Consider the following 25052-nt stretch of genomic DNA (forward strand, 5'->3'; position numbering starts at 1 on the left):
AATAAAATAGATAAGATCTTTAAATTAATTGAAAAAAAAACTAAACGAGACTTTTAAGTATAAATTGCTATATCTAAATAAAAATTTAATTTACTTCAGTAAGATTTTTATGGGATTTTATTTCGATTATTTCTTCTTCAGAAACAATTGCCCATTTTCTAAATGACTTTTTACAAGGATATCCGCCTGTTAGGTCTCCAAATGCAGGCAAAAATAGTGTATTTTTATTCTTATCCATTGCAAAACAACTAAAAGATAATTTATCTCCTTTGTTTTTTAAGTAGAGTTTTGGATGATAATGTCCACAAATATTCAAGATTTTATTGTCTGCAAAATTAACTGGCTCATGGCTGAAAATAATATTTTTTGTTTTTCTAATATCGAAAATTTTTATATTCTTAATATCACAACCTACATCATGATTCCCAAGGACAAGTTCAACATTTGTTTTTAGTAGTTCAGGAAGATCCTCAACTTTTTTTTTAAGAGTTTTGTCTATTGAATATTTGCTGTGGAATAAATCTCCTAATATTATTAACTTTTCCGGACTATATTTTTTAACTATCTTTTTTATTCTTTCTAAATTGTTTTTGTCTGAATTATTAGTAAGAGGTATACCATTTTGCTGAAAATACTCAGCTTTCCCAAGATGAATATCACATATTAACAACTCTTTTGTTTCTGGTAGAAATAACGTTCTTGAAGGAAGCATCTCTAATAATGTATCTTCCCAAATAAATTTATAAGAACTTTTTTTCATTTAATCACTATATTTTTTTATAAGTTTTTCTACTCTTTTTTCTATTGGTTCATTGCTTAAAGTATTTTTAAGTCTTTCAACTAATAAAGGGAAAGCAAAAGGAGTTGGAGTTTTTATCTTGTTAAATAGCATTTTAAAATTTTTTAATCTTTCTAATGATCTAGATATTCTTTTATTTTCTAATTGATATTCTTTAACTTCTTGATGCGATTGTTTTATCAAAAGATGGCCTTCTTCATATTTAGTAAAGACATCGTAAAAAAGACTTGAACTTATTTGAAGTTGAGAGGAAGTTTTTGTTTTGGTTGGGTTATTTTGATTTACAAGCCCACTTATTTGGGCAATATTTTTAAATCTTCGTTTTGTTAATTCTGAAAAATTAATTGCATTTTCTAGATCTTCTTCTAATTTTTTGTTATCCAAAAAATAATCAGCTTCTTTTTTTATTATGGAAAAGTCATAATCGTCTACGGTAGTTAAGCTAAATCCAAAATCATTAGCGGTAATACTAAATGTAGATTGTTTTAATTTTGCCAATCTTAAAGCCCATAGAAATGCAATTCCTTCATTTACAAATTTGCCATCAAGTGTAAAAACAAAAAGATTTGATAAATCCTTAGTTTTATATATTTCTATAAGGAATTCATCTTTCTTTGGAATATTTGAAAGAACTCTTTGTTTCTTCAATATTGGGCGTAATGAATTTAGTTCAGGATTTAAGTAATCATAATTTTCTAATTCACTGCATATATCTATTTCTTTTCTCAAACTTTCACAAAGTAGATCAGAAATTGCCATTTGACCTCCAACCCATGCAGGAATTAGAGAACTTTTTTTTGTTGATTTTTTAACGTATAAAATCATATCTCTGATTCTTACAAATTCAAGCATCTTACCTGCGAAGTAAAAGGTATCTCCAGGATTTAATTTTGAAGCAAAATTCTCCTCTAAATTACCTAAGGATTTACCTTTCATATATTTAACATTCACAAATTTGTCACTTGTAATTGTCCCAATATTGAACTTATGCATTCTTATTATAGATTTGTCTTTTACAAAATATTTAAAGTTTTCATCATTATTTTGTGATTCTTGTTTAATTATCTTTTTATATTTTGGGTATGCTTTAAGGCATTTTCCTCCATACTCTAAAAAGTCAAGACACCAATTCCAATCTTGATCTTTTAAGTTTCTATAACTCCAGCAACTTTTAATTCTTTCTTTCTCAATTTTCGGATCGAAGCCATTTCCGCATGCCAAACTTATTAGATGTTGTAAAAGCACATCATAAGATAATTCAGGAAGTCTAATTTCTTCAGATATACCACTTTTTATTATTCTTCTCATTGCACTAATCTCTAATAACTCCAAAGAATTAGTAGGCATAAAAATTATTTTAGATTTACCACCTGGTCTATGAGCACTTCTTCCAGCTCTTTGGATAAGTCTAGCTAAATTCTTTGCGCTACCAATTTGAACTATTTGATCTACAGGTTGGAAGTCAACCCCCAAATCTAATGAGCTTGTGCAGACCACCCATTTTATTAATCCGTCTTTAACCCCTTCTTCAACTCTTTTTCTATCTTCTTTATCCAGAGAGCCATGATGAAGTGCGATTTTATCTTCCATCTCTGGGAGATAAAATTTAAGACATTGATACCATCTTTCAGATTGATTTCTTGTATTGGTGAATAGTAAGGTGCTTTTATTTTTATCTAGGTTTTTTAAAAGTGAAGAATGACTTCTAATTCCAAGATGCCCACTCCATGGAAAGGTCGTTTCCTCCTTAGGTAAAACACTTATAATTTCGATCTCTTTTTGAATATTTGTACTTATTATTTTGGGCTTAATAGCGCTCATACCAACTATTGCTTTTGCCGCTTCTTCAATATTTCCTATAGTTGCAGACATTGCCCAAATTTGTAAATTTTTTATATTACCCCTGAGCCAACTTAAAGATAATTCGACCTGGTTACCTCTTTTACTACCCATCAATTCATGCCATTCATCAATAATTATTGATGACAACTCCTTAAATAAATTATTAGATTCTTTATTAGAAAGTAAAAGAGATAAAGACTCTGGAGTCGTTATAAGGATATTAGGTGGTTTAGCTAATTGCTTTTTCTTTTCATATGAGGTGGTATCCCCATTCCTGATTTCTACAGTAATTTCTTTATTAAAATGTAAAGCTGCTAATTGTATGGAATTTTTTAAATCTCTAGTTAGTGCTTTTAAAGGCGTAATTAATAATATATTCACACTTTTATTATTTTTGGGATCTTCTATCTGTGATAGAGGCCCCATTAATGCAGCATAAGTTTTGCCGCATCCAGTAGGAACTTGTATTATTCCATTCTCTCCATTTAAAAATGCTTCCCAAGATTCGATCTGGTAGGGTAATGGCTTCCATCCATTTGTGAAGAAAAACTGTTTAATTTTAGAAATTAAATTATTTTGCTTAATATTTTGCTTAAAATTTTTCATGTTATTTTTTCATCAGTTCATAAGCATTCTCTAGGCTATCTGCATCATTAATTTTTTTATCTTTTCTCCATTTTGTTATTCTTGGAAATCTTACTGCTATGCCTGATTTATGACGCTTTGATATTTGTATTTTCTCAAAAGATATTTCGAATACCATTTCTGGTTTTAAAGATCGAACAGGACCAAATTTTTCTATTGTATTTTTCCTTATCCATTTATCTAGTTCTTTAATCTCAATATTCGTTAAACCAGAATATGCACTTGCAAATTTAATTAATTCCTGGTCTTTCCATAATGCAAAACTATAATCTGTATACAGACCAGCTCTTCTACCGCTACCGCCCTTAGCATAAATTAGAACAGCATCAAGCTGCATAGGATCAACTTTATATTTCCACCAAATACCTTTTTTTCTACCAGAAGCATATATAGAAGTCTTTTTCTTAATTATTAATCCTTCAGTATTATTTTCTCGAGATTTTTCTTTATAAGTTAAGGCATCAGGCCAATCTTTAGGATAAATTAAATCAGATATTTTGAAAATATCCGAGATATTATTCTCAGTTTTATTTTGCCATTTTGAAAAATATTTTTCTAACTCAATTCTTCTATTTTCTAATTTAATTTCTCTTATATCTCTTCCATTAATCTCCAAAAGATCATAAGCAATAAAAATAATTGGATATTTTATTTGGATTGATCTAGTAGGAGATTTTCTATTTATTCTTTTTTGAAGTGAAGAAAAATCAAAGGCAATTTGTTCTTTAAAATTCCAAACTAATAATTCCCCATCAAGAACAAAATCGTCTTTTATATGCGTCATTTTCTCTACTAATTCTGGGAAAGATTCATTTACTAATTCTTGCCCTCTTGTCCACAACGAAACATTGCCTGATCTTTTAATTAATTGCATCCTAATACCGTCGTATTTCCATTCAAATTGAAAATTATTTATTGAATGTTTGAGGATTTTATCTTCAATGGTATTTGCTAGGAGAAATGGAAATGGTTTGGAATTTAACTCTTGAAGATTGATATTCTTGTTAATTAAAAATTCATATGAATCAATTGAAGGATCGAAATTCCCCATCAACCTATGAGAAATAATCTCTTCATCCAAATTAATTAGTTTTGATATTGATTTTGTGATTAATCCGATTGAGACTCCTACTCTAAAGGTTCCTGTAAGTATTTTATTGAAAATTAGATGGTTATCTTCAGGCAATGTTTCCCAAAGATTTTTAATTTCTAAATTCTTTTCCTCCTCATTAAGTTTTGATAAATCAGGAATTGTTTTGCTTAGTAATTCATTGAGACTTATATTTGATAATTTCTTTTTTCTTGAGGTACTTTTATTTTTAAGTAATAACGTTATTACTTCAGCAGAATCACCAACTTTTAAATAACATGTATCAATTAACCATTCGGGATATTCATATATTTGAGAAAAAAGATTTTTTAAATATCTTCCACTAATAAATCTCTTATTATTTTTCCCAGTAAGTAAATATATTGCCCATGAATTATCTATTGGATCATTAGATAAAAAATAATTCTTTAAAACTTCAATTTTATTATTTGTACTGTTACTTGAATCTAAATCTACAAATAATTCTGAAAAATTTTTTAAGCTCATATTTATTTACTGAAGGAAAGAACATTTATTGATTCCTTTTCAATTAAATATTTACTTAAGGCTTCAAAATCGCCATGATGAAAAAATACATTTTTTGCTTCAGACTTTTTTACTACTTCCAGAATTCCATCCCAATCGGCATGATCTGAAATTGCGAATCCTTTGTCATATCCAGATCTTTTTCTTAGGGCTCTTATTGACATCCATCCACTCGCAAAAGCTGTTTGAATATTTTTGAAATTTTTTAGATAGGAGCCTTTACTTAAAGATGGCGGTAATAATATTAAACTTCCTTTAAGTTGATCAATCTTTTTTTTATTTTCGATTTTTATAGTATCTATAATATCTATTCCTAGATTTTTATAACTATTGTTTATTTTATGAATACTACCATGAGAATAAATATCACCTCTAAAATTTGTTTGACTAATTTCGTTTAACAATCTCTGAGCTTTTCCAAGTGAATAGCAGAAAAGTAAAGAAGTTTTTTCAGGTGAATTTGTTATCCATTTTGAAATATCATTCGCTATTTTTTTTGTTTCATCCCACTTAAAGATTGGTAACCCAAAAGTACACTCGCTTATTAAATAATCAGTTTTTACTATTTCATATTGTTTGCAAGTCTCATCTTTTTGAAGCTTAAAGTCACCTGAAATTAGCCATTTTTCTTCAGCAAAAATAAATCTTATTTGACTAGATCCAAGGATATGACCAGAAGGATGAAAAGAAATACTGATCCCATTTATCTTAAATTCTTCTCCATAATCAAAAGCCTTAATTTTTATGTTATTTCCAACTCTTTCTTTAAGAAGTATCGCAGTCTCCGTAGTAGAAATATATTCTTCACAGCCAAATGTAAAATGATCAAAATGAGCATGGGTTATTAATGCTCTTTTTACTGGCTTACTTGGATCAATCCAAGTATCAGCAAGTTCACAATAAAGATTCTCATCTTTGTGTCTAATTAAATCTTCTCGGTTAGTTCTCAAAACCCCATCTCTTACAATGAAGACAATTTAGCTAATTATGTCCATGCTTGTTTTGACAAAGCTATGGCAGAAATTGTTATTAAAGCAATAACTACAACTTTGTTGCTCCAATTGATCATGAATGAGCTAATGCTGTCAAAAGAAAATCTACTAGAAGGCAAAATCTTTTGCCCATTTATTATGTGATCTTTTTCATTATTTTCTAAGTAATTTAAACCTTTAATCTTATTTATTAACTTAGATTCGCAAGTTGATAGTTGTTCTACTTGATTTAATAAATCAATATCTTCTGGTCTTAATAAAGTATTTAATTCTTTAATTTGTATCTCGTTGTTTTTTATAAATTCATTAATAATCCTATCCGTATTAAAACCATTCTTTATTTTTAAAAGAATATCATCTCTTTCCCAGGATTTTTCAAGAGAATTTAAAATTTTTTTTATGCTCATTTTAAGTATTTTTACTTATGATAAATTATTATTTTTTTATTCTGTGGCTTATTACTTTAAGTAAGTAGAAAAAATTATTTTTATTTAAGATTTGCGAATAAGTCTATTTGCAAAATATTTTACCTTTAACTTTTCTTCAATTTTTTTAGATCTGCTTTTGCTTTTAACTTTATTTAAATTGATCACTTCATCTGAAACATTTTTGCCAGTTTCAAAATAACTTTTAATTCTTTCTAATTCTTGTTTATTTAATCTTTTTGTAGCACCTTTTGCGTTGATTCCAAGTTTCTTGCAGGCTAATAATATTCTGTTACTTTCGACATTAAGGTCTTTGGCAATAGTAAAAATTGGAGTGTTGATAGACATTATTTCCTTATCTATGGAAGTTATTATTAATAATATATTTATAAATTAGAAATAAAAAATATTTTAACTATTATTAATTTCATGATTTTTTGTTTAATTAGGCTACTTCATCTTCGAAATTATTTAAATCATTAAACTTCTTCTTCATGGTTGGGTTATTTCTAGTTAATTTCTTTACTGTTAAATCTTGCGATTTGCTGTCAGCAGATAAAAGATGTTTTTTTGAGAGAATTAAAGCCTCCTTAGTTTTTTGCAAATGGGTTATAGATTTATCAATTTCTGTAATTGCATCATTAAATCTATCTTGGGCAAGTGAAACATTTTTACCAACTGCATTCTTAAATTGCTCAAGAGTACTTTCAAAATTAGTTATGTCATAATTCTCGCGTTTCATTAAATCAATTTGTGATTTGTATTTTAAGGTTTCCATAGATGCATTTCTTAGCAGAGAAATAATCGGCAAGAAAAATTGAGGTCTAATAACATACATCTTTGGGAATCTATGTGAAACATCTACTATTCCTGAATTATATAGTTCACTATCTGGTTCTAAAAGCGAAACGAGTACTGCATACTCACAAGATTTTTGTCTTCTATCTTTATCCAACTCTTTAAAGAAGTCTTCGTTCTTTCTTTTATTAGTTCCATTTAAACTTTCGTTCTTCATCTCAAACATTATAGATACTATTTCAATATTAGTATTATCAAATTCTCTAAATATATAGTCACCTTTACTTCCAGAAGTGACATCATTATCCTTTTCAAAATAGGAGTTTTTAAAAGCTGTGGCCCTGTTAAGATTAAATTGGGTTTCACAATGGATTTCTAAGGTTTCGCCTACCATTTTTGTTGACAATCTTGATTTCATCTCTCTAAGCTCTTGAATAGTAAGATCTCTTTCACTAATTTTGTTTTTAAACTTTTCTTCAATTAATTTTTCATTTATTGATTGTTCAAGCTTCATCTTTTCAATGGAACTTGTTAAAAATGAGTTTTCTTTCTCTAAATTAGTAACGGCTTCATTGACTTTATTTTTTAAAGATAATTCTGAAATTAAAGACTGGTTTTTGATTTGCTCTTTTAATTTATTTAATTCATGATTTAATGAATTAATTTTATTTGTTGCTTGATTTCTTAAGTCGTTAATAGCATTTGATTTCTTTTCCTCTGCAATATTTAATTTAGATTCAAGTGCTTGTATCTCATTTTCTTTAATCTGGTTTTGCTCTATTAACTTAATTTTTAATTCACGCTTTAAAATTTCTAAAGCTTTTTTATTATCTTCTTCGGCTAGTATAAGTCTTTCTTTAATTTGCTTATTAAATTCTTCGTCTTTTATTTGAATAAGTATTTCTTCAAAGCTACTTGGATCAATTCGGAAAGTTTCTCCGCATGATGGACATTTAATTTCTTTCATTTTTTAATTGCAAAATTAATATTAGAAAGGATTTCATATTCGATTTAAGTAAAAAGAATATTATTCTTGACTAAGAATAAACAATGATTCTATGTTATGCACAAAAAAATAAAATAAATGCTAAATAGAAGTTATATTAATCCAGATTCTTTAAGAATATTAATTTTATTTGCTAATTCAATATCTGCAGAGGATATTGAACGATCTAATTTCTTATGAGAAGAGACTGTATAACCACTATCATCAACAAATTCATCTTCAGCTTCCTTTAAATGGATATTCTCATTTTGAACCTCTTTGTAATCGCCTGATTTGTATAAATTTGATTTGCTTATATTGCTATAACCAAAATTTGCAATTCCTCTGGCATCTAAAGCTTCCTCTACTAAAATTCCAACAACTTTAGATCTACTAATAGATTCGCTTTTGGATATCTCATCAATAATTTCTAGGACCCTTTTTCGCGGAAGATATCCTATTCTTTTAACTTTATTTTCCATATGATATTATGTATGCCGTTATTGTAACACTTTTGTCAAATGTTATCAGAATTTGATTGAAAGTTTTTGTTTATAAAGTTAATAAAATATAATTTCAAGAACTTTAAAAATCTTTTTCTTAAGTAGTTATTTTATTTTAAAATAAAATATCTAATAGCTATTTAATATTAGATAAAAATTTTAAAGTCTTTTTAATTCAAATTTAGAGATCTTATGAAAGATAAACTTTATGACAATGCTGATAGCTTTGCGATGTCATTTGACGATGAATGGAAAAAAATTGAATGTGATGATTTACGATTAAAAATTGATAAGGTATTAAAAGCTTTATCGGAACACCCTTTTTGGGTTTCTAATCCAGAAAATGCTAAAAATATGGCAGAATTTAGGGTATTTTCATTAAAAAAATTTAAATAATTATACGATTTTATTAATTAATTATTTGAATTTACTTTTCAATGCTTCAGATTACATATTTGGTGGATTAAAAAATCCTTTACTATACAAAAATATTGTTATACCAATTATTGGTCCTATTCCAAATACAAAAAGTATTAATTTTGCAGAATTTTTAGTTTGACCTAATTCTTGATTTTTTTTATTTAAATTAGGGTTGATTTTTTTTGATTTTTTCTTTTTCATGAAAAAATAATACTACTTAGAAACTTTAATATATTTTTGAGTTGTTATGGGAACTTTAATAATTTCTTTTTTAGTCAAATTCATTAAGAAATAAAAAAACTTAATACTGTATAATGTAATGAATGAAAAGCAAATATGAGTGCAACCAAAAGAGAGGAAGTAAGTTCTCACCTTAGATATATAAGGTTAGAGCTAAGAGAAATGCATCAGATGCTTATTAAAGAAGATTTGTTGCCAGATCTTAGTGAAGCTAAGGAAGTACATGCACAGTTAGATGCATTACTTGATTTATTATCAGATAAAAATGTTAAGAAAATAAATAGCCAATTTGGGAACTTTTGAATCAATAAAATAAATTATAAATAATTAGTAGCAGATTCTATTTCTTTGCGATTATCATGCATCTGCTCTAATTTATTATAGATTTCTTTAATTTGCATTTGTATTAAATCAGTAGAATTTATATTGCTTAAAGCATCCATTGCTAATAAAAGGCTTTCTTTAGCTTCTATTAAATGTCTACATTCTTTGCTACCTGCTTCGTATGACATGATAATTAAAAATTTTATTATCACAAATATACAAAAATTTGTTCCGTATTGCTTGATACCCTTATCAAATAAAGGCTAATTAATGTTAAATACAATACAGAATGCAGAATTATTTTTAATAAAATTAAAAAAAAAACTAATGCAAGAAAATTTTAAAAATCATGAATTCTGTATCAAAGAAGCTTTAGATAACGCAAAAAAAAGAATTAATTTACTAGATAATTCCAATAAAAAGTGCGTTTTAGAGGAATACAAGGAATGGATTAATGACGGTTTAAGTAATCATAAAGTTTTATTACTTAGAGAAGACCCAATTATCTAAAATTGATTAAAGAACTATTTTTAATTTTTACTATTTGAGGTAAATTTAAACAAGAGATAAAGACTTACAAGAAATATTATTATTAGAGAAATGGTTAAAAAGGATAAATTATACATGATATCTTCAAGATAAATTTCACTATAATGTTTTCATTATAGTTCTCATTAAATTCATTTTTCTTTAAAAAGTGAAAAAATAAAGTTCTTTAAACATTCTTTTTCTAAAAAGATTTTTTTATACTTATAGTTATTTAATTTCTTGTAAATTAAATCGACAAGATACTCTGATTTTAGATTCATTATACGAAGTTATTTTTCTAATAAATAAGTTTTTTCTTCACCAATTTTGTCAGGCTTCGTTATTTTACAACCTTTATCTTTTTCTAAATCACAATCTTTTGATGCAGGAACAGATTTCCAAGTACAAATTTTTTCTTGAGAATCTTCTTTTAAGATAATCCATCCATCATCTAAGTATTCTGATATCCCATCTTCTCCACAGGAAAATTTTAATTCCATTCTTTTTTTTTCTGAATTAACATTCTCATTAATATTTTCTTCAGAATTAATTATGGGATATTCGTTATTGATTGATGTTCTGCAGGAACTTAGAAAAATTGTGATTAAAAATATTTTATAAAATTGTTTTATTCTTTTCATTTTTTTTTTTTTTATTCCAAGTATTTAAAGTATAGTTTATTTTGATTCTATTAATTTTAATAGTTGATCCATTTTATTCATTAATTCTTTTACATCATCTGGCTGGGGTAATATTAATTCTTCCGTAACTTCTAAATGCATTTTCTTTAAGTTTTGCCTTAAATCTTTTAAATGCATTTTTACATTTTCTTTCTTTTGATTTATATCAGTCATATTTTTAAAATCTAAATGTTATTTAACTTAAAGTAATAATTATAATATTGAGAAGGTTATTAGTAGAGAATATTTAAATTTTAATTTTTAAAATTTTCAATTTCATATATTTCTTTACCGCCATAACAAAAATTTGTTGATAACATTTTTAATTCCCTCTTGCTAATTCTAGATATATTTTTATTCTTGATAATATAATCTTTGGCAATATCTTCGCAATTTAATTTGTTTTTTGCATGTCTAATAACTGGATAAAAATAGGCCAATGCCATAATTAAAAATAAATATATGATTAAAGATTTCTTATCATTTTTTACTAATTCTCTAGCTTTCTTTTTGGTTTTTAATATTTTTATTAGTATGCTATCTGGTAATCCTATTTGAACAAATAAAAACTCTACCCACCATGGAAGTTGTTTATCTTCCTTTCTCTTTGATTTGACGGAAGTATTCATTTTCTTGGCTTCATAATTTTGGTTTCTAAGTTCTTTGAGATTACTTGTTTCTTTTTCATTCATATCATCGAATAAATTAATAAGAATGTAGAGGTTTTATTTTGATTTGGAAACTATAATTTCATTTTATAAGTTTTGATTTAATTTATCTATGAATATTAGTATTGTTAATTTGTATTTGAAATAAAATTTTTTTATGGCAAAAAAAAGAAGGAAGTTAAATAAAGATTTTGAAAAAAAAATATATTCATCAAAGAAAAATGTAGAATTAGCTTTGGCTAAAATCTATGATATCGATGATGAAGATATACAGAAGGAATATATGAGTGCTTTTAATGGAGTTGTTTATTTATATGATGAATTAAAAGAAGATTATGAACAGCAAGGATTCCATCATGATTCAGAAGAACTTCTCTTAAAATATAAAAATGCCTTTAATCTCTTCGAATCAGAATTTGAAATTTAAATTCAATTTCTAATTACCCTTTGAAAGGTGTTACAGGTATTTCAATTAGCTTTCCTTCTTGGAGATTAGTTCTTTTCTCTTTTAATTTTTTGATGCATAAAGATTCCCTTTTCTCCTTTTTGCAAAATCTTTTTATTTGGAAGTCATTAAGTGAGAATGATTCATTAGTAAATGAAAAAAAGGCCAATAAAAACATAGAAAAATTTAACACCAATTTCATTTGTTCTCTCCTGAATATTTTCTAATTTTCTTTAATTTAATTACTTTATATTATAAATATCTATAATTTTTTTCAATTCATCTTTACTTAAGTCTGTTGAAATAAAAACTTCTTGGGCAGTTTTACCCTTTCTTGCTATTGCTTTATATCCGTTTATAGTTTTCACTGACAATCTAATTATCAATTTAGAAGATCTTCCCCTAGCTCTTGAAATAGCGGCTGGAGTTATTGTCTTGATATTTATGTCCAGTGCTAGTTTTTTGAGTATCGGAATTAGACCTTCTATATTTGTACTATGATTTAAAACTAATCTTCCCAATTTAGATTTATTTTTATTCTATTGAGAAAATTTTGTTTCTGAGAAATTAACTTTAGCTTTAAAATGATTAAAAATTTTGAAGTTCTGTTATATTTATGTTAGCGAGTTAAATTCAATGATCTTTCAAATAGGTTGGGCAGCATTGGCTGCAATTTTTACTTTTTCAATTGCCATGGTTGTTTGGGGCAGAAATGGGGACGGTTCCATTGACATATGATTTCATTTTTAACTTATGAAGTCTATTTAGGTAAATTTCTTATCTTAACATCGTTTGTTTTACTCATATTCATAACATTAGCTGTAATTTATATATCATATGTCTCTTGGAAAGATAAAAAAAGATTAAAAAAATAGATAATATTATTTTTGTTCTTTTTTCTTATCCTTAATTCTGAGCTCTTCAATTAATTCTTTTGCTTGTTCCATTTTTGATATGCTGCTTTTGTAGATTCCAATATCTTTTTCTGCTTTATTAGCAGATAAGCTTAACTTCTCAAAAATATCAGAGTTCATCTTATTTTTATCTGATTCATTTTTCTCTTTGAAATCTTGGGAGTTTGAAATTAATATATATATTCCTAAGTTCAAAATCCTTGAAGGATAAAGTTTAGAATTACTTTTTTCAATTAATAATTTTAAAATATCTTTAGATGTTTTATCCTTGAATTCTTCTTGAGACTTTTTAGATATTTCATTAATTTCCTTCGCCTCAAAATTTGTAGAACTGCATAAAGATTCAAAAAGTAGATCCAAGTGTTTTTCAGGTTGATATCCTTTCATTAATTCTTTGAATGTTTCGGTGAGACCGACACAAAAGAGATAGTCTTGCGTAAATTCATTTTGATGGTTTAAGAGATTAAGTTCGACAAGCATTTCATCAACTATTCTTTTATATAAACCTGGAATGACGTAAGGAAATTTTTCATGAAATAACTTTTTGCTATCTGAAACAGTCAATTTTTCTTTCAATTTTTTATATGTAAACCTTAATAAGGTTAGCGTATGTTGACTCAATATCGTTAATATCTAATAAACAGATAAATATTATTATGATCCCTTTAGTTTTAGAAGAATCAGGCGGTAGTGAAAGAGTCTTTGATATTTATTCGAGACTATTAAGAGAGAGAATAATCTTTTTGGGAGAGCAAGTTACTAGTGAAACTGCTAATAGAATTGTTGCTCAATTATTGTTCCTTGAAGCAGAGGATCCAGATAAGGACATTTATATGTACATAAATTCACCTGGTGGATCCGTATATGATGGATTGGGCATCTTTGACACAATGCAGCATGTAAAGCCTGACATTCATACAGTTTGTGTAGGCCTTGCAGCTAGTATGGGTGCATTTTTACTTGCGGCAGGTACTAAAGGTAAAAGAAGCAGCCTTAGACATTCAAGAATAATGATTCATCAACCACTTGGTGGAGCTAGAGGACAAGCTAGTGATATAAGAATTCAAGCAGATGAAATTCTGTTCTTAAAAGAGCGACTTAATACAGAACTATCAGAGAGAACTGGAAAGGATTATGACACTATCAAAGAAGATACAGATAGAGATTTTTATATGTCACCGAAGGAGGCTGTTGAGTACGGTTTAATTGATTTGGTATTAGATAAGAAACCTATTAAAGGTTAACTTAGTAACTGAGGCGTTCTTTCTTTCTCAGGAATTTTGGTGAATTTGGAAAGAATACTTACAAATTCTTCACCGTCTAGTGTTTCTTTTTCTATTAGTAAATCTACTATTCTATCCATGGCTTCTCTATTTTTGCTTACTATATCGTAAGTTTCTTTGTAACACTCTTTTACCATTACTCTCACACTTTCATCTATTTGTTTAGAGATTGAATCAGAAACTTCGCTTCTTGTCATTAAATCTCTACCAACAAAAACTTCTTGATTACCACTTTCTAAAGCTATCGGACCTAAATTACTCATTCCAAATCTGGTAACCATTTGGCGTGCCATTGAAGCAACTTGCTGGAAATCGCCTCCAGCTCCTGTTGTAATCTCACCTTCTCCAAAAACTACATCTTCAGCAGCTCTTCCTCCTAAAGCACCCATTATTCTCGCTTTTAATTGAGCCCTGCTAACAAGGGTTTGTTCATCGTCTGGGGTAAACCAAGTTAATCCTTTAGCCTGGCCTCTTGGAATGACAGTCACTTTTTGAACAGGGTCATGAGCTTTTACCAGTGAACCGATAAGAGCATGGCCAACTTCGTGATAAGCAATTAATCTCTTACTTCTTCCATCTGTTAACGGAGAACCTTCCATTCCTGCGACAATCCTGTCTACAGAGTCATCGATTTCTGAAATACTAATAGAGTCTTTTCTCCTCCTAGCTGTTAAAATGGCAGCCTCATTTAATAAATTTGCTAAATCTGCTCCAGTAAACCCAGGTGTTCTTCTCGCAATGCTTTCAAGTGTTAAATCCTCTTGAAGTTTCTTATTCCTAGCATGAACTTCTAATATTGATAGTCTGCCCTTGATATCAGGTGCATCTACAGTTACTTGTCTATCAAATCTGCCTGGTCTCATTAAAGCTGAATCTAGAACATCGGGTCTGTTTGTGGCTGCAATTATTATTATCCCACTATTACCTTCGAAGCCATCCATTTCAGTAAGTAATTGGTTGAGAGTTTGTTCTCTCTCATCATTGCCTCCTCCAATACCTGCACCTCTTTGCCTTCCGACAGCATCGATTTCATCAATAAATATTAAACAAGGACTATTCTCTTTAGCTCTTTTGAATAGGTCTCTAACTCTACTAGCACCAACCCCAACAAACATTTCAACAAATTCAGAACCTGATAGTGAGAAAAATGGTACACCTGCTTCACCTGCAATTGCTTTTGCTAAAAGGGTTTTACCAGTACCAGGAGGGCCAACTAATAAAACGCCTTTCGGAATCCTTGCTCCAACGGAAGTAAATTTTTCTGGTTTTTTCAGAAAAGTGACAACTTCTTGCAAATCCTGCTTGGCTTCATTAACACCTGCAACATCATCGAAAACAACTCCTGTTTCAGCTTCCATTGCAAATCTTGCCTTTGTTTTTCCAAACTGCATTGCCTGGCCAGGTCCTCCAGGCATACCATTTGACCTCCTTGCTAACAAAATTAAACCTCCAATTAAGATAGCTGGGAAAAGTAAATTACCCAAAATTCCTAATGCAGGAGGAGCTGTTTTAACTGGATGAACATCAAAACTGATCCCTTCGTTTTTTAAGATATTTATAAGTTCTGGTGTTAAGCCAGGAAGATCTACACGTAACCTTTGGACTTTATTATCTAAATCTGAATCTATTGTCTCTATAACTGCATTTCTGCCTCCCTCAAAAATATCAACAGATGTAACTCTTCCTGAATTAATGTAATCTAAAAATCTGCCGTAACTAACTCTTGCTACAGCAGAATTTCTTGGTGCAACAGTAGTCCCATTAGATTTCAGCGAATCAACATTGCTTGAAGATAAAAATTGATAAGAAAGTGCTATTACTAAAAGTATAGGTAATGCCCATAAAATTAATGTTTTAAATTTCTGATTCATTAATTTGTAGAAAGTTGATTCTAAGATTGTAGAATGAATCAATGCATTTCGTTGATTTTTTCTCTAAGTTTATGCTTATACTACCCTTGCGTGTATCTAATATATAAATGAAATACCAAATTAACGATAAGGTTAAGTTGATTGCGCCAGTCTCTTACCTTAAAACTTCAGATAACATGCCTATGTTAAGACCACCTGATCTAGTGGCAATTGATGAAATTGGGGAAATCCTATCAATCAAATCCCCAGATACTGTTGAAGTAAAGTTTAGAAGAGGTTCGTTTTTAATCGATATTGATAAGATTGAGAAAAACTAAATTAACTTAAAAGCTTTTCTCCCACCTATTAGAAATTTCTAAACATATTTTTTCATTTCCAGAAATACTCAGAAAAGGTTTTGAAAAATATTTCTTAGTTAATTTAAGAATATCTAACGAAGTTATTTCCTTTATTTTTGAATTTAAATCGATCTCAGAGATTGGTGAAATACCATAACTAATTAATTGTATCTTTCTCTGTAAAATTTCATCTAATGATTGACTACCTAATAGAAAAGAACCTTTTAGTTTCTCTTTTGCTAAAAGTATTTCAGCATCAGTCAACGGATTAAAAAGTAAATTTTTCCATAGTGTTGACAAAAGTTCAAAAGCAAAAAGTGCTTGCTTATTAGATACGGATAAATAAATTAAAAATGGGCTATTCCCACTTCTAATAGGATAATAAACACCTAAATCGTAAGTCATACCATGTTTTTCTCTAAAAAGTTTAAATAAAGCAGCGCTCATTCCATAAGATAAATATGACTCCAAAACCTTAAGTGGCAAATATTCATTACTTCTTCGCGAGCAAGTTTGGTTCCCCATCATTATTATTGTTTGATTTGAATCATTATTATTGAAATCAAATCTACTGTTAGGACTTAAATCGTGATTTATAGTTATTGATTTTTCTTCTAAGGGTTTTTCCCCTAATAATGTTTCTATACTTACTCCATTTATTCCTAAGTTATTTGAAATTAAATACCTATCGCGACTTTTGAAATTTTTAAACTCAAGCAAAACATCTTCATAGGTAATCTTTAAGACATCATTTGCATTGCCATTTGTATTAAAGGCATAAGGATGATTTGAGTAAACAATTCTTCTCCAGTTTTCAAAACAGATATTAAATGGATTCTCTTTATCTTTTTTTAAGAAATTAATTGAGGATTTTTTTACTTTTTGAAATTCAATTTCTAAGAGAGTTGGTTTATTAATTATTAAATCTAATAAAGGGCATAATTTGCTGAAATGTTCATTTAGGGATTTAATGCTTATTGAAATACCATCTTCAAATATTTCTTGATTTAATTCTGCGCCATAGGACTCAATATACTCCGAAAGAGTGAAATTATTGAAACCCTCACATCCTCTTGTAAGTAATGAACAAAGGATCTTGTTTATACCTTTTTTGCCAGTACTATCCATATCACTCCCCCCTTTAATCCAAATTGAAGCAGTTGAAAAATTTCTTTTTTTATTATTTAAAAAATATTTTTTTAACATTTACTAGGGGATGCAACTAAAGTGAATTTCTCGCCACGGATATATTCTGTTATCTCTTTGAAGTTATCTAAGTCATTCCAATATTTTAAATGACTCTCTAAATCATTTATTGAAGATTTTCTCCCCCAAAGAAGTTCATTTCCAAAGAACGAAGAGAGTTGTGTAGATGTCTCTAAATTAAAGATATAATTACTTTTCACAATATTTATTGCTTTTTTTATTTCATCCAAAGCCAAGGCTTTACAATTTGAGATCTCATCTATAGTTTTATTAATTTGCTTTTCTACTAAATCAATATCTTTGGACTCACAACTTGCTTCCATTATAAATAAACCACCTAATTCTCCAGCATTTACATCTACATATACCGATTCAACAAGATTACTATCTTCTTTTAAAATTTTAACTAATCTGCTGTTTCTTCCTACAGCGAGAATTGACGCTAATATCTCCAGCCCAATAATATTTTTTTGATCATTTAGGTTTGGGATAAACCAAGCCATAAATATTCTTGAAAACTCTAAATTATCAAACTTAACTGACTCTCTACCATTCCTGATTTTTAAAGAAGGTATATTTTTTAGATTTATTAATTTTTTGCTTTCTTTTATGCCCGATAGATCACTTTTTTCAAAAATTTTATAAATTTCTTCAGAGAGATTCCCAGCAATTGCAATACAAATTTTTTCAGTAGTGTAATGTTTGCTATGAAATTTCACAAGGTCATTTATCTCTAAGTTTTTAATACTATGTTCAGTTCCCAAAATTGAATTGGCATAATTCGGACTTAACCAAACCCTTTTCAAAAAATAATTAAATAGTCTTTCTTCAGGCTGATCATTTTGTTGTTTTATTTCATCAATAACTACGCCTTTTTCTTTTATAAATTCCTCAGCATTAAAAACTGGAGCAATGACAATATTTGTCAAAAGAGCAAGTGATTCTTTAAAGTTACTGGGTGGAACTAATACATGGTAATGTACATCATCATAACCAGTTGAAGCGTTACTTATTCCGCCTAGTGATTCAATTTTATGGTCAAACTCACCTGGCATTATTTTGTTAGATCCTTTAAAAATCATATGTTCTAGAAAATGAGCAGTGCCGTTTTTATCAACATCCTCAAATGAAGAACCTGCTTTGCACCAAATATCAATGCTTATAAGCGGCAATTCTTTATTATCCACAAACACACATCTAGTTTTGCTTGAATGGGTGTAGTAATTAACATCTCCTACGTTCATTTCGGTTCTCTCTTTAAATTCTATTTTGGTACTTTTTAGCCTTGTTGTCTGAATCTTTAACTAAAACAAAATTAACTGACCCTCTTATTTTGGATTTATTACAAAATATTAGAGAGCATAGATCAATGCTTGATGACCTTAAGATTATAAAAATTGATCCAAAACTAACTAACATAATATCTAAAGAAATAGGCAGAGAACTTTATATTGAAAATGAATTTCATAAAGCAAAAGGTTTTAGAAAGTTACATATTGAAGTAGCTGAATTTTCAAAGAATCTTAAGATATTACACTGCGTTTTTTTCCCTGATCCAAAGTTTGATATCCCAATTTTTGGGATGGATTTGGTAAAAATAAATGATATTGTTTCTGCTGCCATTGTTGATTTATCCCCGTCATCACAAAACCAAGGTTTGAAATACGAAAAATTACTTTCTGAAGTTGATAAAAGTTCTTTTACCTCTTTGAGAGAGATTCCTAAATGGGGGGGTATTTTTTCTAATAATGTATTTTTTGCTTCCTTAAAAAGTAAATCTGAAAGGAATGATTTTTGCAGAGTTGTGGATCAATACCTCTCTATTTTGATCAAATTAAGTAAGAAAGCTAAACCGGAAGTTAATGAGGAAATTATCCAAGAGAGAATAGATTTTCAAAAAAATTATTGTGTTCAACAAATGAAAAATGAGAAGACTAGTATGGTTCTTCTAAAATATTTTGATGAAAAATGGGTCAATAACTATATAAAAACAGTACTCTTCGATTTTTAATGAAATTAAAAATATTAAAAAATTTATTTATTTATTTTTTATTATTTACACCAATATCTCTTGGTGTTATTTCCTGTTCTGGAAATAATAAATCTAGTTCAAAATTTAAAGAGGAAATAACTTTAGATTTCATACCTCCTATTACAGCTGTTGCAGCACTTGGTCAACTTTCTCCTTCGGGAGAGATTAGACAATTGGCAGCTCCAATAAGTCAGTTTGGCTCTTCCCCCCGAATTGTTGAAATTTTAGTAAATGAAGGAGATTTCGTAAAAAAAGGTGATATCTTGGCAATCTTTGAAAATGGAGAAAAATTAATTGCTGATCTTGAAAGAAACGAAAATCTAATTAATACTATTAACGAAGAAATTACCCTAAAGAAAAATCAAATTCAAAGGTATGAGCTAGCTTTGAGCAAAGATGTATATTCTTTTGTAGAGTTTTCACAAAGAAAAGATGAATTATTAAAATTGCAAAAAGAGAAAATAAACCTAATCGGAGATCAAAAAAATATCAAGATAGATCTATTTAATTCAAAATTAAGGAGTCCAATCGATGGTTTTATCCTTGGAATAAACTCGAGAGTTGGTGAAAGGCCCCAAAATGAAGGGATTTTGGAGATTGGTTCCAGTCAAAAAATGGAAGCATTGATAGAGGTTTATGAATCTGACATCGATAGAGTCTTTATCTCTCAGAATGTTGAATTGAGCAGTGAGAATGGAGGTTTCCAAAAAAATCTTAAAGGAAAGGTGATTAGGATTAGTCCTCAGGTAAAACAAAGAAAAGTTCTATCGACTGATCCAACAGGGGATGCTGATTCGCGAATTATCGAGGTACTAGTAAAACTAGATCAAGATTCTATAGATATCGTTCAAAACTATGCAGGAATGAAAGTGATTGCAAAATTTATTCCCTAATGAGTTTTTCTTTTTTAAAATTCAGAAAAATACCATTAGCTTGGTTGTTATTAACTAGGCAACCATTAAGGTTAGCTGTTGCAATAGCTGGAATTAGTTTTGCAGGGATATTGATGTTTATGCAATTAGGTTTTAGAGATGGTTTATTTGATACGAGCGTAACTATTCATAAACTTCTAGATGCCGATCTTGTTTTAATAAGTCCCAGATCAAAAAGTTCTATAAGCATGAGTGGATTCCCAAAAAGAAGATTAATTCAAACTCTCGCAGTAGAAGATGTTGAAAAAACTGCTCCCGTTAATCTAAATTATTTACTTTGGAGAAATCCCGAAAATCTTAAAACTAGATCAATACTTGCATTAGGTTTTAATCCCTCCGATTCACTTCTTTTAGATAAGGGATTCTCAAGGAAAGCTTATAAATTGAGAAATCCATCAAGAGTTCTTTTTGACAAATTATCTAGACCTGAATTTGGACCAATTGAAGAATGGTTCTTATCTGAAAAAAAAGTTGAGACTGAGGTTGCTGGAAAAAGAGTAATTGTTGAGGGCCTTGTGGAGTTGGGGCCATCTTTTGGTGCAGATGGTAATTTGATAACTAGTCGAGAAACCTTCTTAAGACTTTTTCCTGCTAATCCTCCTGGAAGTATAGAAATTGGTTTAGTAAAGCTAAAAAAAGGATCTGATCCTGAATTGATTTCAAGGATATTAAATAACTCACTCCCAAATGATGTTAGGGTTCTTACAAAAAATCAATTTATAGAATTTGAGAAGAATTATTGGAAAAATAGTACTGCAATAGGTTTCATATTTAGTTTGGGAGCATTGATGGGTTTCGTTGTAGGGTGTGTGGTTGTTTATCAAATTCTTTATAGTGACGTTACAGATCACCTCCCAGAGTACGCCACCTTATTGGCAATGGGGTATAGAATTAAGTCCCTTTTCTTTGTTGTAGCTAGAGAGGGGTTTTTGTTGGCATTGTTTGGTTATTTACCTGCTTATTTCTCTGGTCAAATACTTTACTCAGTTATAAGAAGTTCTACTAAACTCCCAATAATAATGGATGCAGAAAAAACGATTTTAATTTTCGTTTTAGTTTTAGTTATGTGTATGGGTTCCGCCGCTGTTGCGATGCGTAAATTAGTTGACGCTGATCCTGCCGAAATTTTTTAACAATTGAAGATAAATGGTTAAAGCTAATAAATCAAAAAAAATTATTAAAAACTTAAAAACAGTATCAATAAATAATTTGAGTCACTTTTATGGAGAAAATGAAAATAAAAAACAAGTTCTTAATGATGTTAATTTAAGTATTGATAAAGGTGAGTTGGTTCTTTTAAGAGGGCCCTCCGGATGTGGCAAAACTACTCTTTTAACCTTAATTGGTGCATTAAGAACCTGCCAAAGTGGTGATTTAACTGTATTAGATAATCAGTTAAATGGAGCATCAAGAAAAACTTGTCAGATTCTTAGAAGAAGTATTGGCATGATTTTTCAGGGTCATAATCTCCTTAGATGTTTAACAGCTGAACAAAATGTTCAAATGGGCGCCGATTTAATAAAAGGTTTAACATATTTGCAAAGACGTGAAATAGCACAAAATTGGTTGTCAGCAGTTGGATTAGAAGATCATCAGAAAAAGTTACCCAATGACTTGTCAGGAGGCCAGAAACAGAGAGTAGCAATTGCTCGGGCTTTATCTGCTAACCCAAAACTTTTACTAGCTGATGAGCCCACTTCTGCTTTAGATAGCGTAACAGGTAGAGAAATAGTAACCCTTTTAAGAAAACTAGCAAAAGAGCAAAATTGTTCTGTACTTATGGTGACTCATGATCCAAGGATTTCTGATATGGCAGATAGGATATTAAGTATGGAAGATGGTAAAATATATAATGCTCATAGTGAGCTAATATAATGAAAAGTTAAAAATTTATGTCTAAGAGAAGGAATCTAAAAAAAGAAAAGCAGGAACGTAATCGAGCATATGCTAGAAAGTTCAAAAAAAGGAAGCTAAGAACTGATGGTAGACCTGATGGTGGAAATGTTACAGGCACATCAAACAATGGCGGCGCAGCTGATTAGGGAAAGAGCCCCTTTTTTTGATTCTTTTTGTTATGCATAATAAAGCGTGATCATGAATGTAAGTATTGTTATACCGACTTACAATAGAAAACCCATATTAGAGAAATGTCTAATTGCACTTGAGAATCAAAAATTAAATAGCAATACTAGTAATTATGAAGTCATAGTAGTGGATGATGGATCTACTGATGGAACAAGTGCATGGATAAATAACAATAAAGCTAATCTCCCTCATGTGGTTCTGTTTCAACAAGAACATGGTGGGCCTGCAATGGGAAGAAATCTTGGGGTAATTAAATCAAAATATGAAATTATTATATTTATTGATAGTGATCTTATTGTTTTAGATGATTTTATAAATAGTCACGTAGAAAAATTACTTACCTCTTGGAGAAAAAATGATAAAAAATGCTTTACCTATGGCTCTGTGGTCAATACATCTAATTTTCTAAATCCTCAGAGTGAAAAACATAAAATACTGGACACTTCTTTTGCTTACTTCGCTACTGGGAATGTTGCGATATCAAAAGAATTGATTTTAAGCGTCGGCTTATTTGATACATCTTTTAGTCTTTACGGTTGGGAGGATTTAGAACTTGGAGAAAGATTAAAAAAAATTGGGACAAAATTAATTAAATGTCCAAATGCAGTAGGTTTTCATTGGCATCCACCATTTAATTGTGAACAAATAGATTCATTAATATCTCAAGAAAAAGAGAGAGCAAAAATGGCTTTAGTTTTTTATAAGAAACACCCAAATTTAAGGGTTAGATTTATGATTCAATTAACTCCACTCCATAATTTACTTTGGCAAATTCTTTGCTTGGGAGGACTAATCAGTGTTGATAGAATCCTTCCTTTATTAAGATTCCTAGTAAATATAAGAAGAAATAGACTTGCACTTGAAATACTTAGGATCCCTCTAAATATGATTTACATTAAACAGTTAACCAAATCAAGATAAAAAACTTTTAGAAATACACATCACTTGCTAGGATAGTTGAAACAAATTTCACACATCTGACAGTTTCGGGTGAATTATTAATATTAATTCCCCGTCAGATGGAGGCTAACCCGAAACCCCTTTTTAAATTATGGCTGTTGTATCACTATCAGAAATGATGGAAGCTGGTGCTCATTTTGGGCATCAAACTAGACGTTGGAATCCCAAGATGTCTAAGTATATATATTGCGCGAGAAATGGAGTTCATATTATTGATCTTGTAAAAACAGCATTGTGTATGAACAATGCATATAAATGGACGAGAAACGCTGCAAAAAGCGGTAAACGTTTCCTATTTGTCGGTACAAAAAAACAAGCATCAGATGTAGTAGCTCAGGAAGCTACACGCTGTGGGGCTGCATATGTAAATCAAAGATGGCTTGGAGGGATGTTGACTAATTGGACAACAATGAAAGCTAGGATTGAAAGATTAAAGGATCTAGAAAGAATGGAAAGTAGTGGTTCAATAGCAATGAGGCCAAAAAAAGAAGCTGCAGTATTAAGGAGAGAACTTGAAAGATTACAAAAATACTTAGGTGGACTTAAGGGTATGAGAAGATTACCAGATGTAGTTGTATTGGTTGATCAGAGAAGAGAATCTAATGCAGTATTAGAAGCTAGAAAATTAGATATCTCATTAGTATCAATGTTGGATACAAATTGCGATCCGGATTTGTGTGAAGTTCCAATTCCTTGTAACGATGATGCCGTTAGATCTGTGCAACTTATTTTAGGAAGACTTGCAGATGCCATAAATGAGGGTAGAAAGGGCTCTAATGCCGAAAGGAAAAATTAAATTCCAATTTAAAACTTACTATTCACTATTTTTTATTACTTCAAATGGGAAACATTACAGCAAAACTTGTAAAAGATCTTAGAGACAAAACTGGCGCAGGAATGATGGACTGCAAAAAAGCACTTAACGAAACTGATGGAAATGTTGATAAAGCTTTGGAATGGTTAAGAAAGAAAGGCATAGCTAGTGCTGAAAAGAAATCGGGAAGAGTTGCTGCTGAGGGTTCAATTGGTAGTTATATACATACTGGATCAAGAGTGGGAGTTCTACTAGAGTTAAATTGTGAAACTGATTTTGTTGCTAGAGGTGACATTTTTCAATCTCTGTTGAAAGATGTCTCAATGCAAGTAGCAGCTTGCCCAAATGTTGAGTATGTCTCAATTGATGAAATACCAGAAGATGTTGTAAAAAAAGAAAAGCAGATTGAGATGGGGAGAGATGATTTATCTGGAAAACCAGAACAAATTAAAGAAAAAATAGTTGAAGGGAGAATTGCGAAAAGACTTAATGAGCTGGTCTTGCTTGCACAACCTTATATTAAAGATAGTTCTCTTACTGTTGAGGATCTCGTAAAACAAGCAGCTGCAAAAATTGGAGAAAATATCAAAGTAAGACGCTTTACAAGATATACATTAGGTGAAGGTATCGAAAAAAATCAGATTGATTTCGCTGAAGAGGTCGCATCAATGCAATCAAACTAGTTTT

The 25052-nt window shown here is 29.5% G+C and carries 33 protein-coding genes; 15 read left to right on the forward strand and 18 right to left on the reverse strand.

From position 1 onward, the window contains the following. Window positions 1-85 precede the first annotated feature (85 nt). From pdeM to HA145_RS03890, 8 genes are all read right to left on the reverse strand, one after another. Window positions 86-760: a ligase-associated DNA damage response endonuclease PdeM gene (pdeM, locus tag HA145_RS03855; protein ID WP_209127929.1), complete on the reverse strand. Its 675-nt coding sequence runs from the start codon at window positions 758-760 to the stop codon at window positions 86-88. Continuing rightward, entirely contained in the window at window positions 761-3247 is a 2487-nt protein-coding gene (locus tag HA145_RS03860; protein WP_209127930.1) for a ligase-associated DNA damage response DEXH box helicase, read from the reverse strand. Between the two features lies 1 nt (window position 3248). Continuing rightward, entirely contained in the window at window positions 3249-4883 is a 1635-nt protein-coding gene (locus HA145_RS03865) for an ATP-dependent DNA ligase (protein ID WP_209127931.1), read from the reverse strand. A 2-nt stretch (window positions 4884-4885) separates the two neighbouring features. After that, complete coding sequence (locus tag HA145_RS03870) at window positions 4886-5872, reverse strand: ligase-associated DNA damage response exonuclease (protein WP_209127932.1); 987 nt, start codon at window positions 5870-5872, stop codon at window positions 4886-4888. Window positions 5873-5907: 35 nt separating this feature from the next. After that, window positions 5908-6321 carry a competence protein ComC gene (locus tag HA145_RS03875; protein WP_209127933.1) on the reverse strand — a complete coding sequence of 138 codons (414 nt, stop codon included), beginning with the start codon at window positions 6319-6321 and terminating at the stop codon, window positions 5908-5910. 84 nt (window positions 6322-6405) lie between these two features. Then, window positions 6406-6687, reverse strand: coding sequence for a translation initiation factor IF-2 N-terminal domain-containing protein (locus HA145_RS03880; protein WP_209127934.1), 282 nt, complete (start codon window positions 6685-6687; stop codon window positions 6406-6408). 97 nt (window positions 6688-6784) lie between these two features. Beyond that, window positions 6785-8104, reverse strand: coding sequence for a DUF2130 domain-containing protein (locus HA145_RS03885; RefSeq protein ID WP_209127935.1), 1320 nt, complete (start codon window positions 8102-8104; stop codon window positions 6785-6787). Window positions 8105-8235: 131 nt separating this feature from the next. Beyond that, complete coding sequence (locus HA145_RS03890; protein WP_209127936.1) at window positions 8236-8604, reverse strand: CopG family transcriptional regulator; 369 nt, start codon at window positions 8602-8604, stop codon at window positions 8236-8238. Between the two features lie 213 nt (window positions 8605-8817). Here HA145_RS03890 and HA145_RS03895 point away from each other — a divergent pair, with 213 nt between their 5' ends. Then, window positions 8818-9021 (forward strand): hypothetical protein, encoded by a 204-nt coding sequence (locus HA145_RS03895; RefSeq protein ID WP_209127937.1) that lies wholly within the window; start codon window positions 8818-8820, stop codon window positions 9019-9021. A 51-nt stretch (window positions 9022-9072) separates the two neighbouring features. Here HA145_RS03895 and HA145_RS03900 read toward each other — a convergent pair whose 3' ends face one another. After that, window positions 9073-9246 carry a hypothetical protein gene (locus tag HA145_RS03900; protein WP_209127938.1) on the reverse strand — a complete coding sequence of 58 codons (174 nt, stop codon included), beginning with the start codon at window positions 9244-9246 and terminating at the stop codon, window positions 9073-9075. A gap of 135 nt (window positions 9247-9381) precedes the next feature. On the opposite strand from HA145_RS03900, the gene HA145_RS03905 reads away from it, so the two are divergent. Continuing rightward, a complete protein-coding gene (locus HA145_RS03905; RefSeq protein ID WP_209127939.1) occupies window positions 9382-9588 on the forward strand; it encodes a hypothetical protein in 207 nt (68 codons plus the stop codon). Between the two features lie 14 nt (window positions 9589-9602). Here HA145_RS03905 and HA145_RS03910 read toward each other — a convergent pair whose 3' ends face one another. Continuing rightward, window positions 9603-9797 carry a hypothetical protein gene (locus HA145_RS03910; RefSeq protein WP_209127940.1) on the reverse strand — a complete coding sequence of 65 codons (195 nt, stop codon included), beginning with the start codon at window positions 9795-9797 and terminating at the stop codon, window positions 9603-9605. Between the two features lie 139 nt (window positions 9798-9936). Between HA145_RS03910 and HA145_RS03915 the strand changes: the two genes are divergently transcribed. Next, on the forward strand, window positions 9937-10119 hold the full coding sequence (locus HA145_RS03915; protein WP_209127941.1) for a hypothetical protein: 183 nt from the start codon (window positions 9937-9939) through the stop codon (window positions 10117-10119). 308 nt (window positions 10120-10427) lie between these two features. Here the strand turns inward: HA145_RS03915 and HA145_RS03920 are convergent, their stop codons facing one another. The 3 genes from HA145_RS03920 to HA145_RS03930 form a co-directional block, all read right to left on the reverse strand. Continuing rightward, window positions 10428-10778: an alpha-2-macroglobulin gene (locus HA145_RS03920; protein ID WP_209127942.1), complete on the reverse strand. Its 351-nt coding sequence runs from the start codon at window positions 10776-10778 to the stop codon at window positions 10428-10430. 36 nt (window positions 10779-10814) lie between these two features. Next, window positions 10815-10991 carry a hypothetical protein gene (locus tag HA145_RS03925; RefSeq protein ID WP_209127943.1) on the reverse strand — a complete coding sequence of 59 codons (177 nt, stop codon included), beginning with the start codon at window positions 10989-10991 and terminating at the stop codon, window positions 10815-10817. A gap of 80 nt (window positions 10992-11071) precedes the next feature. Continuing rightward, entirely contained in the window at window positions 11072-11509 is a 438-nt protein-coding gene (locus HA145_RS03930) for a hypothetical protein (protein ID WP_209127944.1), read from the reverse strand. Window positions 11510-11642: 133 nt separating this feature from the next. Between HA145_RS03930 and HA145_RS03935 the strand changes: the two genes are divergently transcribed. Continuing rightward, window positions 11643-11912, forward strand: coding sequence for a hypothetical protein (locus HA145_RS03935; protein ID WP_209127945.1), 270 nt, complete (start codon window positions 11643-11645; stop codon window positions 11910-11912). Window positions 11913-12172: 260 nt separating this feature from the next. Here HA145_RS03935 and HA145_RS03940 read toward each other — a convergent pair whose 3' ends face one another. Continuing rightward, window positions 12173-12451 carry a DUF2103 domain-containing protein gene (locus tag HA145_RS03940; protein WP_209127946.1) on the reverse strand — a complete coding sequence of 93 codons (279 nt, stop codon included), beginning with the start codon at window positions 12449-12451 and terminating at the stop codon, window positions 12173-12175. Window positions 12452-12566: 115 nt separating this feature from the next. Here HA145_RS03940 and petN point away from each other — a divergent pair, with 115 nt between their 5' ends. Further along, window positions 12567-12668, forward strand: a complete 102-nt coding sequence (gene petN, locus HA145_RS03945) for a cytochrome b6-f complex subunit PetN (protein WP_011376303.1) — start codon at window positions 12567-12569, stop codon at window positions 12666-12668. Between the two features lie 143 nt (window positions 12669-12811). Here the strand turns inward: petN and psb29 are convergent, their stop codons facing one another. Beyond that, the gene (gene psb29, locus HA145_RS03950) at window positions 12812-13465 is read right to left on the reverse strand and encodes a photosystem II biogenesis protein Psp29 (protein ID WP_209127947.1); all 654 of its coding nucleotides are present in this window, start codon (window positions 13463-13465) and stop codon (window positions 12812-12814) included. A gap of 32 nt (window positions 13466-13497) precedes the next feature. Here psb29 and clpP point away from each other — a divergent pair, with 32 nt between their 5' ends. After that, the gene (clpP, locus tag HA145_RS03955) at window positions 13498-14088 is read left to right on the forward strand and encodes an ATP-dependent Clp endopeptidase proteolytic subunit ClpP (protein WP_308789006.1); all 591 of its coding nucleotides are present in this window, start codon (window positions 13498-13500) and stop codon (window positions 14086-14088) included. Here clpP and ftsH read toward each other — a convergent pair. Continuing rightward, window positions 14085-15998 (reverse strand): ATP-dependent zinc metalloprotease FtsH, encoded by a 1914-nt coding sequence (gene ftsH / locus HA145_RS03960; RefSeq protein WP_209127949.1) that lies wholly within the window; start codon window positions 15996-15998, stop codon window positions 14085-14087. The genes clpP and ftsH overlap by 4 nt on opposite strands. A gap of 107 nt (window positions 15999-16105) precedes the next feature. Here ftsH and HA145_RS03965 point away from each other — a divergent pair, with 107 nt between their 5' ends. Next, the gene (locus HA145_RS03965; RefSeq protein ID WP_209127950.1) at window positions 16106-16315 is read left to right on the forward strand and encodes an NAD(P)H dehydrogenase assembly family protein; all 210 of its coding nucleotides are present in this window, start codon (window positions 16106-16108) and stop codon (window positions 16313-16315) included. A 6-nt stretch (window positions 16316-16321) separates the two neighbouring features. On the opposite strand, the gene HA145_RS03970 is transcribed toward HA145_RS03965, so the two are convergent. Together HA145_RS03970 and HA145_RS03975 are read right to left on the reverse strand one after the other, a co-directional pair. Next, window positions 16322-17542: a M16 family metallopeptidase gene (locus tag HA145_RS03970; protein ID WP_209127951.1), complete on the reverse strand. Its 1221-nt coding sequence runs from the start codon at window positions 17540-17542 to the stop codon at window positions 16322-16324. After that, window positions 17536-18786, reverse strand: a complete 1251-nt coding sequence (locus HA145_RS03975) for a M16 family metallopeptidase (protein WP_209127952.1) — start codon at window positions 18784-18786, stop codon at window positions 17536-17538. Before HA145_RS03975 ends, HA145_RS03970 begins: the two co-directional genes overlap by 7 nt. 41 nt (window positions 18787-18827) lie before the next feature. Between HA145_RS03975 and HA145_RS03980 the strand changes: the two genes are divergently transcribed. The 8 genes from HA145_RS03980 (at window position 18828) to tsf (ending at window position 25048) form a co-directional block, all read left to right on the forward strand. Further along, complete coding sequence (locus HA145_RS03980) at window positions 18828-19553, forward strand: phycocyanobilin:ferredoxin oxidoreductase (RefSeq protein WP_209127953.1); 726 nt, start codon at window positions 18828-18830, stop codon at window positions 19551-19553. Beyond that, window positions 19553-20467, forward strand: coding sequence for an HlyD family efflux transporter periplasmic adaptor subunit (locus HA145_RS03985; protein WP_209127954.1), 915 nt, complete (start codon window positions 19553-19555; stop codon window positions 20465-20467). The genes HA145_RS03980 and HA145_RS03985 overlap by 1 nt, the downstream gene beginning before the upstream one ends. Beyond that, window positions 20467-21639 (forward strand): ABC transporter permease DevC, encoded by a 1173-nt coding sequence (devC, locus tag HA145_RS03990; RefSeq protein ID WP_209127955.1) that lies wholly within the window; start codon window positions 20467-20469, stop codon window positions 21637-21639. Before HA145_RS03985 ends, devC begins: the two co-directional genes overlap by 1 nt. Before the next feature lie 13 nt (window positions 21640-21652). Further along, window positions 21653-22381, forward strand: coding sequence for a DevA family ABC transporter ATP-binding protein (locus tag HA145_RS03995; protein WP_209127956.1), 729 nt, complete (start codon window positions 21653-21655; stop codon window positions 22379-22381). 17 nt (window positions 22382-22398) lie between these two features. Further along, on the forward strand, window positions 22399-22548 hold the full coding sequence (locus tag HA145_RS04000; RefSeq protein WP_209127957.1) for a hypothetical protein: 150 nt from the start codon (window positions 22399-22401) through the stop codon (window positions 22546-22548). 52 nt (window positions 22549-22600) lie between these two features. Then, window positions 22601-23512 (forward strand): glycosyltransferase family 2 protein, encoded by a 912-nt coding sequence (locus tag HA145_RS04005; protein WP_209127958.1) that lies wholly within the window; start codon window positions 22601-22603, stop codon window positions 23510-23512. A 130-nt stretch (window positions 23513-23642) separates the two neighbouring features. Further along, window positions 23643-24347 carry a 30S ribosomal protein S2 gene (gene rpsB, locus HA145_RS04010; protein ID WP_011818259.1) on the forward strand — a complete coding sequence of 235 codons (705 nt, stop codon included), beginning with the start codon at window positions 23643-23645 and terminating at the stop codon, window positions 24345-24347. A gap of 44 nt (window positions 24348-24391) precedes the next feature. Continuing rightward, window positions 24392-25048, forward strand: coding sequence for a translation elongation factor Ts (gene tsf, locus HA145_RS04015; RefSeq protein ID WP_209127959.1), 657 nt, complete (start codon window positions 24392-24394; stop codon window positions 25046-25048). Window positions 25049-25052: the final 4 nt, after the last annotated feature.

It is taken from the genome of Prochlorococcus marinus XMU1411 (assembly GCF_017696075.1).
Taxonomy (GTDB): Bacteria; Cyanobacteriota; Cyanobacteriia; order PCC-6307; family Cyanobiaceae; genus Prochlorococcus_A; species Prochlorococcus_A marinus_V.